The 17,005-nt window shown below is 66.2% G+C and carries 14 protein-coding genes; 3 read left to right on the forward strand and 11 right to left on the reverse strand.

Features of this window, described 5'->3' with window-relative positions; translation table 11 throughout:
• Positions 1-10: 10 nt before the first annotated feature.
• On the reverse strand, positions 11-1,027 hold the full coding sequence (locus BMY06_RS16585; protein ID WP_065065575.1) for a zinc-binding alcohol dehydrogenase family protein: 1,017 nt from the start codon (positions 1,025-1,027) through the stop codon (positions 11-13).
• Positions 1,028-1,188: 161 nt separating this feature from the next.
• Here BMY06_RS16585 and BMY06_RS16590 point away from each other — a divergent pair, with 161 nt between their 5' ends.
• Positions 1,189-2,172: a LysR family transcriptional regulator gene (locus BMY06_RS16590; protein WP_074984193.1), complete on the forward strand. Its 984-nt coding sequence runs from the start codon at positions 1,189-1,191 to the stop codon at positions 2,170-2,172.
• A 65-nt stretch (positions 2,173-2,237) separates the two neighbouring features.
• Here BMY06_RS16590 and ligD read toward each other — a convergent pair whose 3' ends face one another.
• Positions 2,238-3,323: a non-homologous end-joining DNA ligase gene (ligD, locus tag BMY06_RS16595; RefSeq protein WP_074984195.1), complete on the reverse strand. Its 1,086-nt coding sequence runs from the start codon at positions 3,321-3,323 to the stop codon at positions 2,238-2,240.
• Positions 3,324-3,688: 365 nt separating this feature from the next.
• Here ligD and serB point away from each other — a divergent pair, with 365 nt between their 5' ends.
• A complete protein-coding gene (gene serB / locus BMY06_RS16600; protein WP_065065593.1) occupies positions 3,689-4,528 on the forward strand; it encodes a phosphoserine phosphatase SerB in 840 nt (279 codons plus the stop codon).
• A gap of 138 nt (positions 4,529-4,666) precedes the next feature.
• On the opposite strand, the gene BMY06_RS16605 is transcribed toward serB, so the two are convergent.
• Both BMY06_RS16605 and BMY06_RS16610 read right to left on the reverse strand, forming a co-directional pair.
• Positions 4,667-5,851: a cystathionine beta-lyase gene (locus BMY06_RS16605; RefSeq protein ID WP_065065578.1), complete on the reverse strand. Its 1,185-nt coding sequence runs from the start codon at positions 5,849-5,851 to the stop codon at positions 4,667-4,669.
• Positions 5,852-5,976: 125 nt separating this feature from the next.
• Positions 5,977-7,161 carry a tyrosine-type recombinase/integrase gene (locus BMY06_RS16610; RefSeq protein WP_080180162.1) on the reverse strand — a complete coding sequence of 395 codons (1,185 nt, stop codon included), beginning with the start codon at positions 7,159-7,161 and terminating at the stop codon, positions 5,977-5,979.
• 164 nt (positions 7,162-7,325) lie between these two features.
• Here BMY06_RS16610 and BMY06_RS16615 point away from each other — a divergent pair, with 164 nt between their 5' ends.
• Positions 7,326-8,366, forward strand: a complete 1,041-nt coding sequence (locus BMY06_RS16615) for a DNA-binding protein (RefSeq protein WP_074984196.1) — start codon at positions 7,326-7,328, stop codon at positions 8,364-8,366.
• A 19-nt stretch (positions 8,367-8,385) separates the two neighbouring features.
• Here the strand turns inward: BMY06_RS16615 and BMY06_RS16620 are convergent, their stop codons facing one another.
• From BMY06_RS16620 to phaC, 7 genes are all read right to left on the reverse strand, one after another.
• Complete coding sequence (locus BMY06_RS16620) at positions 8,386-8,973, reverse strand: hypothetical protein (RefSeq protein WP_074984198.1); 588 nt, start codon at positions 8,971-8,973, stop codon at positions 8,386-8,388.
• Between the two features lie 52 nt (positions 8,974-9,025).
• Positions 9,026-9,955 (reverse strand): sugar kinase, encoded by a 930-nt coding sequence (locus BMY06_RS16625; RefSeq protein ID WP_074984200.1) that lies wholly within the window; start codon positions 9,953-9,955, stop codon positions 9,026-9,028.
• 5 nt (positions 9,956-9,960) lie between these two features.
• Positions 9,961-11,298 carry a 30S ribosomal protein S12 methylthiotransferase RimO gene (rimO, locus tag BMY06_RS16630; protein WP_065065581.1) on the reverse strand — a complete coding sequence of 446 codons (1,338 nt, stop codon included), beginning with the start codon at positions 11,296-11,298 and terminating at the stop codon, positions 9,961-9,963.
• Positions 11,299-11,713: 415 nt separating this feature from the next.
• Positions 11,714-12,331 (reverse strand): polyhydroxyalkanoate synthesis repressor PhaR, encoded by a 618-nt coding sequence (gene phaR / locus BMY06_RS16635; RefSeq protein ID WP_065065583.1) that lies wholly within the window; start codon positions 12,329-12,331, stop codon positions 11,714-11,716.
• Positions 12,332-12,485: 154 nt separating this feature from the next.
• Positions 12,486-13,226, reverse strand: a complete 741-nt coding sequence (locus tag BMY06_RS16640) for a 3-ketoacyl-ACP reductase (RefSeq protein WP_065065584.1) — start codon at positions 13,224-13,226, stop codon at positions 12,486-12,488.
• 157 nt (positions 13,227-13,383) lie between these two features.
• On the reverse strand, positions 13,384-14,565 hold the full coding sequence (locus tag BMY06_RS16645) for an acetyl-CoA C-acetyltransferase (RefSeq protein WP_074984203.1): 1,182 nt from the start codon (positions 14,563-14,565) through the stop codon (positions 13,384-13,386).
• Positions 14,566-14,660: 95 nt separating this feature from the next.
• Positions 14,661-16,550, reverse strand: coding sequence for a class I poly(R)-hydroxyalkanoic acid synthase (gene phaC, locus BMY06_RS16650; protein ID WP_074984205.1), 1,890 nt, complete (start codon positions 16,548-16,550; stop codon positions 14,661-14,663).
• Between the last annotated feature and the right edge of the window lie 455 nt (positions 16,551-17,005).

Consider the following 17,005-nt stretch of genomic DNA (forward strand, 5'->3'; position numbering starts at 1 on the left):
GATCGCCCGATCAGAATCCGCTCAGCACGAGCTTGCCGATCGCACGCCCTTCTTCGAGCATCTTGTGCGCGCGCCGCACGTTCGCCGCGTTGATCGGCCCGAGCACTTCGCCGACCGTCGTGCGCAGCGTGCCCGCATCGACGAGCCGCGCCACTTCGGTCAGCAGCTTGTGCTGCTCGATCATGTCGGGCGTGCCGAACATCGAGCGCGTGAACATGAATTCCCAGTGCAGCGCGGCGCTTTTCGCCTTGAGCAGCTCGACCGGAATCGGCTTGTCGTTTTCAACGATGGTCGCGATACCACCCTGCGGCGCGACGATCTCGGCGGCGGCGGGGAAATTCGCATCGGTGTCGTTGAAGATCAGCACGTAATCGACGTTCTGGAAACCGAGCGCGCGGATCTGCGCAGGCATGTCGCCGTGATGATCGACGATGTGGTCCGCGCCGAGCGAGCGCGCCCATTCGGCCGATTCGGGCCGCGACGCCGTGGCGATCACGGTGAGTTTCGCGAGCTGTTTCGCCAGTTGAATGCCGATCGAGCCGACCCCGCCCGCGCCGCCGATGATCAGCACGCGCTTGCCCGCGTCGGCGCCTTGCGGCGAGACGCGCAGGCGCTCGAACAGCGCTTCCCACGCGGTGATCGCGGTCAGCGGCAATGCCGCGGCGTGCGCGAAATCGAGCGACGCGGGCTTGTGGCCGACGATGCGTTCATCGACGAGCTGGAACTCGCTGTTCGAACCGCTGCGCGTGATGTCGCCGGCGTAGAACACCGGGTCGCCGACCTTGAACAGCGTGACCTCGGGGCCGACGGCCGCGACCGTGCCCGCGGCGTCGTAGCCGAGCACCTTCGCGTCGGTCTCGACCTTGTCCTTCGGTGCGCGCACCTTGTAGTCGACGGGATTCACGGACACCGCTTCCACCTTCACGAGCACGTCGCGGCCGCTGGGCGCGGGCGTCGGCAGATCGAGATCGAGCAAGGCTTCGGGGGCGTCGATCGGGAGATAGCGGTAGAGGCCAACAGCTTTCATTTCGGGCTCCTTGGGAGGGCGAATCATCAATTCGACGGGATGTCGCTTCGGGCGCCGCGCAATCTTGCGAGTGTCGCGCGCCGTTGACTGACATCCTAGGCGCCGCCTCGATGGCCGAAAAGCCTCATAATCACTGAAACATTCTTCGGCTATTTTTGATAATGAGCGAAAAAGCGAGCGCGATACCACTCGACCTGCCCCTCGCCGCCGACCCGCGTGAGCGCCTCGATCTGCTCGACGTCGCGCTGTTCGTGCGCGCGGCGCAACTCGCGAACGTCTCCGCCGCGGGCCGCGAATTCGGGCTTTCCGCCGCCGTGGCGAGCGCGCGGCTCGCGAATCTCGAACGCACGCTCGGCACGCGCCTGCTGCATCGCACCACGCGGCGCGTGAGCCCGACCGAGGACGGCGAGGTGTTCATGGCGCGCGCGCTCGCGCTGCTCGACGCCGCCGAGGCCGCGCGCGCCGCCGTCGGACGCGCGCACGCCGCGCCGCAAGGCCGGCTGCGCGTGTCGATGCCCTCGTCGTTCGGGCGTCAGCATGTCTCGCCCGTGATCGCCGCGTTCTTGCGCCGCTATCCGGGCGTCAGCGTCGATCTGCGTCTGACCGATCAGATCGTCGATCTCGTCGACGCGGGCATCGACGTCGCGGTCCGCATCGGCGCGCTCAAGGATTCGACACTGGTGGCCCGGCGGCTCGCGGTGAACCGGCGCGTGATCTGCGCGTCGCCCGCCTATCTCGCGGAGCGCGGCACGCCGCATCATCCGTCCGATCTGGCGCGCCACGAGTGCGTGATACTCGGCGATCAGCGCGACTGGGCGTTCGTCACGCCTGCCGGGCCGCTCACGGTGCGCGTGGACGGGCGATTCGTCACCGACAACGGCGAAACGATCCGCGACGCGCTGCTGGCGGGCTTCGGCATTGCGCTCAAATCGACGTGGGATGTCGCACCGCATTTGCGCAGCGGCGCACTCGTGAGCGTGCTCGACAGCTACCCGCTCGCCGACACCACGGCGATCTGGGCCGTCTATCCGAGCCGCGCGTTCGTGCCGCCGAAAACCCGCGCGTTCGTGGAGTTTCTCGGCGAGCATTTCGGCGATCCGCCGTATTGGGATGCCGGCGCGGAAGTGGAAAAAAGCGTGCGGTAGCGTAAGCACGTGAACAGCGCGCCCGGCCGCGTTCGACAGCACACGGCCGGGCGCGCGGGCGCACGCTACGCGCCGCCTTCTTCGAGCCGCAGCGTCAGTTCGCTCGTCACCGCCTGGCGCACGCCGGCGTAAGCGGCCCACGGGTCCGCGCGCCGGACCTGCGCCATTCGCGCACGCAGCGCGTCGAGATCGGCGAGCGACCAGTGCGCGCCGCCCGTCGTCTGCGTCAGCTCATCCCAGCCGATCGGCACCGACACGCCCATGCCGGGCCGCGCGCGCACGCCCCACGCGACCGCCGTGCTGGCGCCGCGCGCATTGCGCAGATAGTCGACATAGACTTTTTTCTTGCGATGCGCCGGGCCCATCGTCGCGGTGAACTGCGTCGGCCAGCCGGACGCAAGACGCTGGGAGACGGCGCGCGCGAACGCCTTCGACTCGTCCCAGCTCGTGCCCGGGACGACAGGCACGATCACGTGCAGCCCTTTACCGCCGCTCGTCTTGCAGAACGATTCGAGCCCGAGATCGGCCAGCACGCCGCGCGTGAGCTGCGCGGCCTCGATCACGCGGTCCCAGCCGAGCGCCGGATCGGGATCGAGATCGAACACCACGCGGTCGGGGTGCTCGACGTCGCTCGCCAGCGCGTTCCAGGTATGCAGTTCGATCGTGTCCATCTGCGCAACCTGCACGAGCGCCTCGAGCGTATCGATACTGAGAATCGCCGGCTGACCGGGATCGAGACCGTCGTGCTGGGTAACGCCGTCGATCGGCGCGCGTGCGCTGTGGCGCTGGAAAAACGTCTCGCCGGCGAGGCCTTGCGGCGCGCGCACGAGCGAAACGGGACGGTCGCGCAGATGCGGCAGCAACAAGGGCGCGACGCGCGCGTAATAGCGTACGAGGTCGAGCTTGCGGATGCCGCTTTGCACGTCGATCACGCGACGTGCGCTGGTGACGCGGATGCCGGCGACTTCGCCGGTGGTGGAAGCTCGCCCGGAGCGCGTGCGCGGCGCGGTGGCACGCGGGGCGCGGGGCGTGGACGCGGGATGCGAGGCCAGTGCACTGGCGTCCGGAGCCTGGGCCCGGACGCCGATCGGCGTTCGGGTGGGTGTCGACGATGTCGACGAAGCCGATTCGGCCTTGAGAGCGTCCTGCATACCGGGTCCCCTTGCGCGGTGGCGCATGCGACGCATCGCGCGACGCGAGTCGCGACACGTACGGTTGACGGCACGCGGCGGCCGCCCCCGTCGGACGCCGCACGTGCAGTCATTGTGCCTCGAAAGCTCGCTTTCGTCGCTGAAAGCTGTGCGCCAGGCCGCATTGCGCCGCCGCATCGGGCGTTCGGGCCTACCGTCGCGCCTCGACGCTTACACGCGAGGCGGCCGCTCGCACGCGCCGAAACGGTACAATCCGGCTTTCATTCGCCGCGCGCGGCAGCCGCCAGGCCCGCCTTCGCGCCCTTTTTCGATTTCCGCCGTCTTCGGGCATCCGGCGCCCTTGCATGGTCCGCGCCGCTCACGTCATGAACCTCGTCATCCAGAGTCCCGCCCCGCTGCAAGCCGAACACCACAAGCCGCTCCTCGCGCTCGCGCGCGGCAGCCGCCTTACGCCGATCGACGCCTGCGCGCTGCGCATCGACAACGCCGATCCCGCGCAGCGTCCCGATCTCGACGTCTACTGCGGCACGCACCAGCTCGACTACGCGTTCGTGGAAGCGGGCCGCACGCTGGCCGATTTCGGCCTCGTCGCGATGGACATGGATTCGACGCTCATCACGATCGAATGTATCGACGAAATCGCGGACTTCTGCGGTCTGAAAGCCGAAGTCGCGGCGATCACCGAAGCGTCGATGCGCGGCGAGATCAAGGATTTCAACGAGAGCCTCACGCGCCGCGTGGCGCTGCTCAAGGGCCTCGACGCGAGCGCGCTCGAACGCGTCTACGAAGAGCGTCTGCAACTCTCGCCGGGCGCGGAAACCATGCTCGCGGGCGCGCGTGCGGCGGGCCTGAAAACGCTGCTCGTCTCGGGCGGCTTCACGTTCTTCACCGAGCGCCTCAAGGCGCGTCTGGGTCTCGATTTCACGCGCGCGAATACGCTGGAAATCGTCGATGGAAAGCTCACGGGCCGCGTGGTCGGCGAGATCGTCAATGCCGACGTGAAGGCGCGCACGCTGGTCGAAACCTGCGCGCAACTGGGTATCGAGCCGCGCCGCGCGATCGCGATGGGCGACGGGTCGAACGACCTCAAGATGATGGCCGAAGCCGGTTTGTCGGTGGCGTTCCGCGCCAAGCCGGTGGTGCGCGAAGCGGCGAGCGTCGCGTTCAACTTCGTCGGGCTCGACGGGTTGTTGAAGCTGCACTGAGTCGCACGAACGCTGCGCTGAGTTTCACCGGCACGGCTCAAACTGAAACGGCCGCTCGCGTCCCACGGGACGGCGAGCGGCCGTTTTGCTTTTGGCGCGAGTCTTGTGCCGGGCGCGTGCCCGGTACTCACGCGCCCGTCAAGCCAGCGTCGCGAGCGCGCGTTCGAGATCGGCGCGTAGATCCGCTTCGTCTTCGAGGCCGATATAGAAGCGCACCAGCGTGCCGCGATGCGGCCACTGCGCCGCGCTGCGCATCGACGCGATGTCGTATGGCATCACGAGGCTGTTCGCCCCGCCCCAGCTCCAGCCCAGTGCGAACAGGTCGAGCGCTTCGCAGAACGTGTCGATCTGCGAAGCGCTATAGCGTTCGTCAAACACCACCGAGAACAGGCCGCCCGCGCCCGTGAAATCGCGACGGAAGAACGCATGGCCGGGACAGTCCTCGAAGGCCGGATGCAGCATTGCCGCGATTTCGCCGCGCGACTTGAGCCACGTCGCGAGCGCGAACGCGCTGCGGTCATGCGCTTCGAAACGCGCCTTCATGCTCGGCAAGCCGCGCAGCACGAGCGAACAATCATCCGACGACACGCCGATGCCCAGGCGCATGCGCGCCGATTTGAGCTTCAGATACAGATCGCGGTCGCGCGTGATGGTCGCGCCCATCAGCACGTCGCTGCCGCCCGACTGGTACTTCGTGAGCGCCTGCACCGAAATGTCGATGCCGTGATCGAAGGGCTTGAAAGCGAGACCCGCCGACCACGTATTGTCGATCGCCGTGATGACGTTGCGCGCGCGCGCCGCCGCCGTAATGGCTTGCACGTCGGGCACTTCCATCGTCACCGAACCGGGCGCTTCGATCCAGATGAGCTTCGTGTTCGGCTGGATCAGGTCGGCCATGCCCGCGCCGATCATCGGGTCGTAATAACGCGCGGTGATGCCGAAGTCGCGCGCGAGCCAGTCGCCGTGATCGCGGTTCGGCGAATAGACGTTGTCGGGAATCAGCACGTCGTCGCCACTCTTCAGGAGGCCGAAATAGACGTTCGAGATCGCCGAGAGACCGGAAGGCTGCAGCAGCGTGTGCTCGCCGCCTTCGATCACGGCCAGCCGGTGCTGGAGCATCGTGGACGTGGGCGTGGCGTGCAGCCCGTAGCGCCATTGCGCGTCGTTGCGCCAGTCGAGCGCGCGCACGGACGCGAGGTCCGGAAAGACCACGGTCGAGGCGCGCGTGACGGGCGCCGCGAACGATTCGAAGCCGGGAGTGAGATCGTCTTGCGGATGCAGGATCTGCGTCTGCACCGTGCGGCTGGAGTCGGATTTCGTCATATCGGGAGCAATGCGTTGGTGCGTCGTTGGTGCGTCGTTGTTGCGTCAAAAAGCGAGACGCGCGGCCGGACCTGCTGGCGGCGCGCGCGACGTATCCCGAAGATTAACACCGGCGTGCGGCGGTCTCATCGGGCGATGTCGCCTGGCTGCATATTCGGGGCGGCGGTGGTGCGCTCGTGGCGCGCGTCGTCGTCGGCGTGCAGATAGAGGCCGGTGGTTTCGATCGACGCGTGACGCAGGTTCTTCTGGATGTAGCGCAGATCGGTGCCGGCGTCGGCCTGATGGGTCGCCGCGGTGTGGCGCAGCCAGTGCGTGGAGGCGCGGCGCAGCGTGTCGGCGCCGGCCGGATCGTCGGCTTCGAGGCGGTCCGCGACGCGGCGGAACACCGTCTTCACGATCAGATAGACCGCCGTGGACGTCAACGGCCGCTCGTCCTTGCCCGCGACCCCCAGCACCACGGGACGCGTTTCGCCCGGCGCGGGCGTGCCCGGCAAACCGTGAAAGGCGCGGTAGCGCGCGAAATCGGCCATCAGTTCGTCGCTCGCGGGCACGTCGCCCTCGACGCCGCCCTTGCCCACCACGCGCAGCCACCAGCGTCCGCGCCGACGCTCGAAGTCGCCCGCGCGCGCCTGCGCCGCTTCGCTCGCGCGCAGCGCCGTGCGGTAGAGAAAGCGGATCAGCCAGCGGCAGCGCTCGTAATGCTGGCGCTCGCGCGGCGTGTCTTGCGGGAAGGCGTCGATGCCGTCGAGCACCTGCTGCCAGAGCGCCTGATCGAGATAGCGTTCGACGCGGCGGCTGCGCGCGGCCTGCGGCATGCGCGAGCGCCGCAGCGCGAGCGGATTGCCCGCGAGATAGCCTGCCGCAACGAGGTAATTGAACAGGCCGCCGAGGATGCCGAGCGCCTGGCGACGGCTGCGCGGCGCGAGCGGGCCGTCGAACAGGCGGCGCTCACGCCCTCTTCGCGGCCGCTCGGGATCGGCCCAGTCGGCGCTGGGCGCGGCGAGGAATTGCTCGTAGAGCACGAAATCCTCGCGCGTGAGGCTCGACAGCGGCTTGCCCAGCGTATTGGTGCTCCAGAGCATCAGGCGCACCGCTTCCTTGCGATAGCTGCGCAGCGTGTGCGGCGAAGCGACGTATTCCGCGAGCCAAAGGCGCACGGCTTCGATGTCGTTACGCGCGGACGTCTGCGCGATGCCGCCCCGCGCCCGGTTCGCGCCGTCGCGGCCATCGAGCGCGGGCGGCAAGGCGGGCAAAGGGAGAAAAGCGGCGGCAGTGGCGTGATCTGCGGGTTCTACGAGTTCTTCCTGCATCGACGGCGCAAGCGGATTCGGGTGATGTCGTGAGCGTACAGCATCGATACTTTCGATTATAGGAGTTATCGTAAATTTCTATGTTTGATCGTTATATGTATAATGTTATACGACGATATACATTAAAATTCAGACCTGTTCCCCGCTCTCCTGCCGAAAACACCATGTCCCGTATCAGCGATACCCGTTTGCGTACGCGTGAAACCGCGTCTCGCCTCGTCGCCGCCGGAAAACGGCCGCATGAGCTGACCGTCGACCTGATTTACGCGGAAATCCGTCAAGGCAGCCGCACAACGATCAACGACGAACTCAAGCAATGGAAGGACGAGAAAACGCGCGGCGACGCCCTCGCCTCGCAACTGCCGCCCGCCGTCGCGGACGCGATGCTGGCCGCGTGGGCCGTCGCCGTGGAGCATGGGGAAAAGGTGTACGACGCGCGCGTCGGGGAACTGGAGCAAGCTGGCGTGCAAGCCGAAGCGCGTGCTGCGCAGGCCGAGGAAGCGCGCGATGAGGCGCTGGAGCAACTGCGTCTGCGCGACGTGGAATTCGCCGCAAGCAACGAACAGATCGCGGCGCTCAAGGCGCAACTCGACGCCGCCAATGCGCGTGCGAACGAAGCGAGCACGCGCGCGGCAACGCTCGAAACCCTGCGCGACGCCGAGCGCATGTTGGCAGAAACGCGTGCGCAAGAACAACGGACCGCGCACGAACACGCCATTGCGGCCATGCGTGCGGGACAGGAAGCGCGCGACGCCGCCTTTCAGTCCGAGCTCGACAAGGCGACGCAGCGCATGGAAGGCGTGCAGAAGCACATGATGCAGCAGATCAGCGAGGCGCGCGAAGAGCGCAGGCGTGCGGATGCGCTGGCCGCGAGCGCGCAGCAACGCAACGAACAACTGGTGAGTGAATTGGGCGCGGCGCGCGCGCAGGAAGCACAGCAGACGAATGCGCTGCGCGACGCACAGCGCCGTCTCGACGCCCTGCTCGCGCAGGAAGCGCAATGGCAACGCGAACGCGCAGCGCTGGAAAGCGAACTGACGCGGCTGGCCACCTTGCGCGGACAGCCTGTTGCTTCATCGAAACGAACGGGCGCGCGCAAGAAGCCGCGCACGGCGCTCGACGCGCCTCGTGTCACGCGCATCACGCGCGTGGCGCGCACACGTTCCGTTCAGGCCGAGACGAACGATCGCGCAAAAGGCGATTGAATCCGCCCGCTAACGCGGCTTATTCGCCCGTCACCACATTGCCGACGCCATTGACCGCCTGAGCGCCCTTCGCCGCCGGGCTCGCCGCCAACGGCGCCGCCGTACCAGCCGCCACGGGCTTCAGCTCGAACGGCTGCGGATTCGAATCGTCGACTTCCATGCGATCGCCGGAAATCGAGCCGTCGGCGGCAAACGTGCCGACCCAGTTGCCGACGATGCGCGTGCCGTCGTCCGACTCTTCCGCTTCGAGCGTCTGGCCGGTGCGGTCGCCCGCGATCAGGATCACTTCGCCCGTGTCGGTGAACTGATACTCGCCGTGAATGCCGCCGGGATCGTCGGGATCGGTCTTCTTGCCCAACCGCATCACGATCGCGCGCTTGCCGAGCGTGCCGGTGTACTGCGGATAGTGCGCGAATTCGGGATTCGGCTTGAGCGTCGAATGCACCTTGATGACCGCCGCACCCGATGCGCCTTTCGCGCCGCCATCGCCCACGGCGCACGCCGCGAGCGGCAAGGCGATCACGCAGGCCGCGAACAGGCTCCACGCGCGCGGCGCGTTCGACGAGCGGCGCGCGCCGCTCGGGTCTTTCGAAATCGATACTTCCATCACACTCCCTGATTCGTGTGCCGCCTGCCTGACAAGCGCGCGAAGAACGCGCTCAGGCGTCGGCCAGCGTGCGCTCGACGTCTTCGCGGCGCGGAATCGGCGCGACGGCGCCATAGCCGAGCGTCGACAGCGCGGCCGCCGCATTGGCGTAGCGCGCGGCAGTAAACGGATCGTCGCCGGCCACGATGCGCGCAATGAAGGCGCCGCCGAAGCAATCGCCCGCGCCGGTTGCATCGACGGCGGCGACCACGCGGCCCGGCACCAGGCGGCGCTCGTCGGGCGTCGCCACATACGCGCCCTCCTTGCCGAGCTTGAGCGCGACGACACGCGAACCCAGCGACAGCAGCCGGTCCACGATGGCATCGCGGTCGTCCAGTCCGGTCAGCACGGCGACGTCGTCCCAACTCGGCAGGCAGATGTCGGTCGCGCGCAGCACTTCGGTCATCACCGCGCGGGCGCGCGCGAGCGGCCACAGCTTGAGCCGCAGATTGGTGTCGAAGCTCACCTGCACGCCGCTTGCGCGTGCGTGCTCGATGGCCGCGAACGCCGCGTCGCAAGCCGCATCGCCGATCGCGACGCTGATGCCCGACAGATGCAGCACGCGCGCGGCGGCCAGCGCCTCGCGCGGCAGATCGCCGGGCGCGTAGCGGCTCGCCGCCGAGCCCTTGCGCAGATAGTCGAACGCGTGGCCGTTCGGGCCGTGCGAGACGAAGTAGACGCCGGTGGGCGCGTCGGCGTTCACGCGCACGTTCGCCGTATCGACGCCCTCGCGCGTCCACAGATCGAGCAGCAGACGCCCGAACTGATCGTCGCCGACCGCCGAAACGAAACCGGTGTGCGCGCCCTGCCGCGCCGCCGCGATCGCGAAATTCGAGGTGTCGCCGCCGAAGCCTTGCAGATACTGCGGCTGGCCCGGCGTCGCCTGATTGAACTCGACCATCGCCTCGCCGTACGCGAGGATCTGCGGCGCGGTTTGCGTCATGCCGCTCAGACCTCGCCCCAGAGGTCGTGGCCGTCGGCGCCCGTGATCTTCACCGAGACGAAATCGCCAACCTTGTAACGCTTCGACGCCTTGGTCGCCGGCGCAACGTAGACCACGCCGTCGATCTCGGGCGCGTCCGCCGCCGTGCGGCCGATGCCGCCGTCGGCGTTCACTTCGTCGATCAGCACCTTGAGCGTCTTGCCAACCTTGCGCTGGATGCGCTTCGCCGACACTTCCTCGGCGACTTCCATGAAGCGCGCGCGGCGTGCCTCGCGCACGTCGTCGGGCAGCGCGCCTTCGAGTTCGTTGGCCGTCGCGCCTTCGACCGGCGAGTAGGCGAAGCAGCCCACGCGGTCGAGTTCGGCTTCGCGAATGAAGTCGAGCAGCGTTTCGAACTGCTCTTCCGTCTCACCGGGGAAACCGGCGATGAACGTGCTGCGGATCGTGAGATCCGGGCACATTTCACGCCACGCCTTCACGCGCTCCATGACCTTTTCGGCGTTCGCGGGACGCTTCATGCGCTTGAGCACCTCGGGGTGCGCGTGCTGGAACGGCACGTCGAGATACGGCAGCACGTGGCCCTTGAACGGACCTTCGGCCATCAGCGGAATGACTTCGTCCACGCTCGGATACGGATACACGTAATGCAGGCGGACCCACGCGTTGTACTGCGCGGCGAGTTCGCCGAGCGCCGTGACCAGATCGGTCATGCGCGTCTTGATCGGCTTGCCGTTCCAGAAACCCGTGCGGTACTTGACGTCGACACCATACGCGCTCGTGTCCTGCGAGATCACGAGCAGTTCCTTCACGCCCGACTTGAAGAGGTTTTCCGCTTCGAGCATCACTTCCGCAACCGGACGCGAGACCAGATCGCCGCGCATCGACGGGATGATGCAGAACGTGCAGCGGTGATTGCAGCCTTCCGAAATCTTCAGATAGGCGTAATGACGCGGCGTGAGCTTGATGCCCGCGGCCGGCACGAGGTCGACGAACGGATCGTGCGGCTTCGGCAGATGGCTGTGGACCGCCTGCATCACTTCGCCGACGGCGTGCGGGCCGGTCACGGCCAGCACCTTCGGATGCACTTCTTCGATCAGGTTCGAACCGCTCGCGCTGGCCTTCTTGCCCAGACACCCCGTGACGATGACCTTGCCGTTCTCGCTCAGCGCTTCGCCGATGGCGTCGAGGCTTTCCTGCACGGCTTCGTCGATGAAGCCGCAGGTATTGACCACGACGAGGTCGGCGCCGTCGTATGAACCCGAGATCTCGTAACCTTCGGCGCGCAGCTGGGTAATGATCTGCTCGGAGTCGACAAGCGCTTTTGGACAGCCGAGCGATACCATCCCTACGCGCGGCGCGGGATTGCGGGAGGTCGTTGATTCAACAGGGTTTTTCACGTGTACGTCCGGAGGTGGGGCGCAGGGCGTTCGTTGCGCCGCGCGATGTTCAGGCCAATCCACCATTTTACCTGTTTGGCACAGGCAGCGGCGGGCCAGGGAAGGCGGCGGACACGGCTAGCGGGGTCAGATGAGACACGGGGCGTCAAGCCGCGCGAACACGCAACGCGGATGAGCAAAGAAAAATGACAAGCGGAACGCGCGCCGCGCGCGTCGAGTGCGCCTCGACCGCGCGCGCCGGATCCGGAGCGCCGGACGCACTTGCGGCGCCCGCTGCGCGAGCCGAACGCTGCGTGACGCCGGGCTGCGCGTCGTCACGCGCGAGCCGGGTCAATCACGCTCACTGCCACATTCGATACGCTTACTTCTTCTCGTCGTCGCTGCCGCCTTCGGTCGCGCCGTGCGCGGGCGCAGCCGGGGATGGCGCACCCGTGGGCGCCGCGGGCTTGAACGGGAAGCTGCTGAACATGTTCTTCGCCTGGTTCTGCATCTGCTCCTGCATCTGCACGAACATGTTCTTCGACTGCTCGATGTAGCTGGTCATCATGCCCTGCATCATCGGCGCCTGCATGTTCATGAACTGCGACCAGACCTCGGGATTCATCGCGTTGCCTTCGTAAAGGTTCTTCGACTGATCGGCGAGCTTGTTCTGGATGTCGATGAACGCCTGGATGTTCTTTTCCAGGTAAGTGCCCATCATGCCCTGCATCGCATGCCCGTAGAAACGGATGATCTGCGACAGCATCGACGACGAGAACATCGGCAGGCCGCCGCTTTCCTCTTCGAGAATGATCTGCAGCAGAATGCTGCGCGTCAGATCCTCGTTGGTCTTCGCGTCGATGACCTTGAATTCCTCCTGCTCGAGCACGAGTTGCTTCACGTCCGTCAACGTGATGTAGGTGCTCGTCTCCGTGTCGTACAGCCGACGGTTCGGATATTTTTTGATCAGTCGTTCGGCGGTTTTCTTTGTAGTCGTCATGTGTCGCCCTTGTATGCGCCAACGCGCGACGGCCGATGCCATCGCGCGTCGTCTAGCCCGGCGGCGAGCCTGCCCCGGCGTGCAAACAGGCGCGCCGCCGCCATCGATCCCCTGTGCCGCCGCGCGTCCCCTGCCAGGCGCGCGGCGCGCGGGATCAGCCCATGTGCAACCCGCCGTTCAGCGAGAAGTCAGCACCGGTTGCGAAGCCCGACTCTTCCGAGGCGAGCCACGCGACGATCGAGGCGATTTCCTCCGGCGCGCCGAGGCGGCGCACCGGAATGGTCGCGACGATCTTTTCCAGCACGTCGGGACGGATCGACTTCACCATGTCCGTGCCGATGTAGCCCGGCGAAACGGTGTTGACCGTCACGCCCTTGGTGGCCACTTCCTGCGCGAGCGCCATCGTGAAACCGTGAATCCCGGCCTTGGCCGTCGAGTAGTTGGTCTGCCCGAACTGGCCCTTCTGGCCATTCACCGACGAAATATTGATGATGCGCCCGAAGCCGCGTTCAACCATGCCGTCGATCACCTGCTTCGTGACGTTGAAGAGGCTCGTCAGGTTCGTGTCGATAACCGCGGTCCAGTCTTCGCGCGTCATCTTGCGGAACACGACGTCGCGCGTGATGCCCGCGTTGTTGACGAGCACGTCGACCTCGCCCACCTCGGCCTTGACCTTGTCGAAGGCCTGCGCCGTCGAATCCCAGTCGCCCACGTTGCCTTCCGAGGCGATGAAGTTGAAGCCGAGCGCCTTCTGGTCCTCGAGCCACTTCACGCGACGCGGCGAGTTCGGGCCGCAACCGGCAACCACCTTGAAGCCCTGCTTTTCGAGGCGCTGGCAGATGCCCGTTCCGATGCCGCCCATACCGCCCGTTACATACGCAATACGCTGTGACATAAACCACACTCCATTATCGTTATCCGGAGCGCCGATCGACGGCCCCGGCCTCGCCTCTGTCTGCTGTTGCTGGTCCTGCTGCTAATCGTTGCCTGCTTACCGCATTCGAGCGCGAAAGCGTACCGCGAAGCGGCCGCCTTCGCAGCGTATTGCGTGCTTACGGACGCTCGAGCGCGAGCGCCACGCCCATGCCGCCGCCGATACACAGCGATGCCAGACCGCGCTTCGCGTCGCGGCGCTGCATTTCATGCAGCAGCGTCACCAGAATCCGGCAACCCGACGCGCCGATCGGATGGCCGATCGCAATCGCGCCACCGTTCACGTTGATCTTCGACGTGTCCCAGCCCATCTGCTTGTTCACCGCGAGCGCCTGCGCCGCGAACGCCTCGTTGATCTCCATGAGATCGAGGTCGCTCGCCGACCAGCCCGCACGCTCCAGGCAGCGCTGCGACGCCGGCACCGGACCGATGCCCATCACCTTCGGATCGACGCCCGCGTTCGCGTACGCCTTGATGCGCGCGAGCGGCTTCAAACCGAGTTCTTCGGCCTTCTTCGCCGACATCACGACCACCGCCGCCGCGCCGTCGTTGATGCCCGACGCATTCGCCGCCGTCACCGTGCCTTCTTTCGCAAACGCCGGCTTCAGGCCCGCGAGCGATTCCGCCGTCACGCCATGGCGCACGAATTCATCGGTCTTGAACACGAGCGGATCGCCCTTGCGCTGCGGAATTTCGACCGGCACGATTTCGTCGTCGAACCGACCGGCCTTCTGCGCGGCTTCCGCCTTGTTCTGCGAGGCCGCGGCGAACGCGTCCTGCTCTTCACGCGTGATGCCGTATTCCTTCGCGACGTTCTCCGCCGTGACGCCCATGTGGTACTGGTTGTACACGTCCCACAGACCGTCGACGATCATGCTGTCGATCAGCTTCGCATCGCCCATGCGGAAGCCGTCGCGCGAACCCGGCAGCACATGCGGCGCCGCGCTCATGTTTTCCTGACCGCCCGCCACGACAATCTCTGCGTCGCCCGCGATGATCGCGTTCGCAGCCAGCATCACCGCTTTCAGGCCCGAACCGCAGACCTTGTTGATCGTCATCGCCGGCACGGCCGCCGGCAGACCCGCCTTGATCGAAGCCTGACGCGCCACGTTCTGGCCCGAACCGGCCGTCAGCACCTGCCCCAGAATCACGTCGCTGACCTGCTCGGGCTTGAGTCCCGCGCGCTCCAGCGCCGCCTTGATGACGATGGCGCCCAGATCCGGCGCCGCCACCTTCGCGAGCGAACCACCGAACTTGCCTACCGCGGTGCGGGCGGCCGAAACGATCACAATCTCAGTCATTTTCAGTTCCTCCGGGCGGCGCGATTCTGCGAGAGACGCACACCCAGTCAAGTTAAAAATCCGTCAATTTCCTTGCGTGCCCGCGCGTGTATGTATTATTCGCGCTGCTGCACATAGCGGCCCGGCGCGGGCTCGATTTCCGGAAACTCCGCGGAGCCCGCCTGCGCGCGCGGCTTGACCTTCTTGCCGCCGAACTGGTCGAGCCATTCGGCCCACGTGGGCCACCAACTGCCCGGCTGCTCCGTCGCCTCGCCGAACCAGTCGTCCGCCTCCTCGGGCAGATGTTTGGCGTCGGTTTCGAAGCTCCAGAAACTACGCTTGTTCTTCGAGGGCGGATTGATCACGCCCGCGATGTGCCCCGACGCGCCCAGCACGAACTTGAGCGGCCCCGAGAGCAGCGGCACCGAGGCATACGCCGTGCGCCACGGCACGATGTGATCCTCGCGCGAGCCGTAGATGAACGTGGGCACGTCGATGCGCGAAAGGTCCACTTCCTCGCCGCACACCGTCAGCGCGCCCGGCTCGCGGAGTTTGTTTTCCAGATACGTATTGCGCAGATACCACGCATACATCGGACCGGGCAAGCTCGTCGAGTCGCTGTTCCAGTAGAGCAGATCGAACGCAGCGGGCGTGCGGCCCTTGAGATAATTGTCGACGACGTAATTCCAGACGAGATCGTTCGGACGCAGGAACGAGAACGTGTTGGCGAACTCCATGCCGCGCATGAGGCCCGGCGTGCCGCCGTTCTTGCCGCCGATGGTCTGCTCGCGCATCTGCACGTGCGCCTCGTCGACGAACACGTCGAGCACGCCGGTGTCGGTGAAATCGAGCATGGCCGTGAGCAGCGTCATCGACGCTGCCGGATGTTCGCCGCGCGCCGCCGCGACGGCCAGCGCCGTGGCGAGCAGCGTGCCGCCCACGCAGAAGCCGAGCGTGTTGATCTGCTCGCGGCCGCTGATGCTGCGCACCGTGTCGATGGCGCGCAGCACGCCGTCTTCGATGTAGTCGTCCCAGTCCTTGTCGGCAATGGACGCGTCGCCGTTGTGCCAGGACACGAGGAACACCTGCTGCCCCTGCTCGAGCGCGTATGCGACGAGCGAGTTCTCGGGCTGCAGGTCAAGGATGTAGAACTTGTTGATGCACGGCGGCACGATCAGCAGCGGCCGTTCGCGCACGGTCGGCGTGCGCGGCTTGTATTGAATCAGCTGGAACAGCGCGTTCTCGTAGACGACCGAGCCTTCGGTATTCGCGAGATTACGGCCGACCACGAAGCGCGATTCGTCGGTTTGCGAGATCTTGCCGCGCGTCATGTCGCCGAGCATATTCATCACGCCCTGACGCAGGCTTTCGCCGTGACTTTCGAGCAGCGCGTTCTGCGCTTCGGGATTCAGTGCGAGAAAGTTGCTGGGCGACGCCGCAGCAGTCCATTGCTGCACGACGAAGCGGATGCGCTCGCGCGTTTTCGCGTCGGTGTCGAGCGCGTCGACGAGTTCATGCAGATAGCGCGCGTTCAGCAGATACCACGCAGCCGTGAAGGCATACGCGGGCGTGGCCTTCCAGGCCTCGGCGCTGAAGCGGCGGTCCTTGAGTTCGGGTGCCTTGGGCGTGGCCGCCGACGCTTCGCGCAGCAGTTCCATCGCGTCGCGCGAATACTCGGACTGGAGATGCTGCAGCCGCGTGGGTTCGATCGACGCCGTGGGCATCTTGAACGCCTCGAGCGCGCCGAACGGCGAAGCCATGCCCGGGTTCATCGCAGCCGGATTGAACGCCGCGGGATTGAATGCCGAAGCATTAAAGGCAGAAGGATTAAAGGCCGTGGGATTGAACGCCGCGCCGAAGGCCGCATGCAGCGGATTCGCAGCCGCACCGTTGCCCCCGTTCGCGCCCGGCTGAGCCGCCTGGCCCCACTGCTGCGCGCCCGTTTGTTGCGCAGCATTCATGGCGTTGCGCCAGGCCTGCGTCCACGCTTCGAGCATGTGCTGCATACCGGCCGCGTCCGGCGTGAAATTCGGAAAGAAAGACTGTGCACCGTCTGAAGCACCCGCACCCGGGGCCGTCGTGGAACGTTGAGATGCCGTCATGCCTGCTTTTGACCGATGTGTCCCGAAGGACTGGTTGAGAGGCAGGTGGGCCGCGAACGCTGCGCTGCTGCCGTGCGCCTCGTCGCGTCCTGTCCCGTAGGTGAGGGACATTTTTGCTCCCCACTGCAAAGCGTGTCAATGCTTGTTCCCGATTTTGCCGCACTGCGATATTTTTTTTATTATCGTTTTCCCGATGTAATCCTTCGCTTAAATAGCCAACGTAAAGGCGCAATGCGGTGGCGCACAAAAAATCGCCGTGCGCGCAAGTGCTTGCAACGCGCAAGTCGCATCGTCAATTCGATTCGCAACGCATGCTGCGCCGTATGCCGCCAGTTACGGTGCAGCGCAACAAAATACAC

The organism is Paraburkholderia tropica (assembly GCF_900109265.1).
Classification (GTDB): Bacteria; Pseudomonadota; Gammaproteobacteria; order Burkholderiales; family Burkholderiaceae; genus Paraburkholderia; species Paraburkholderia tropica.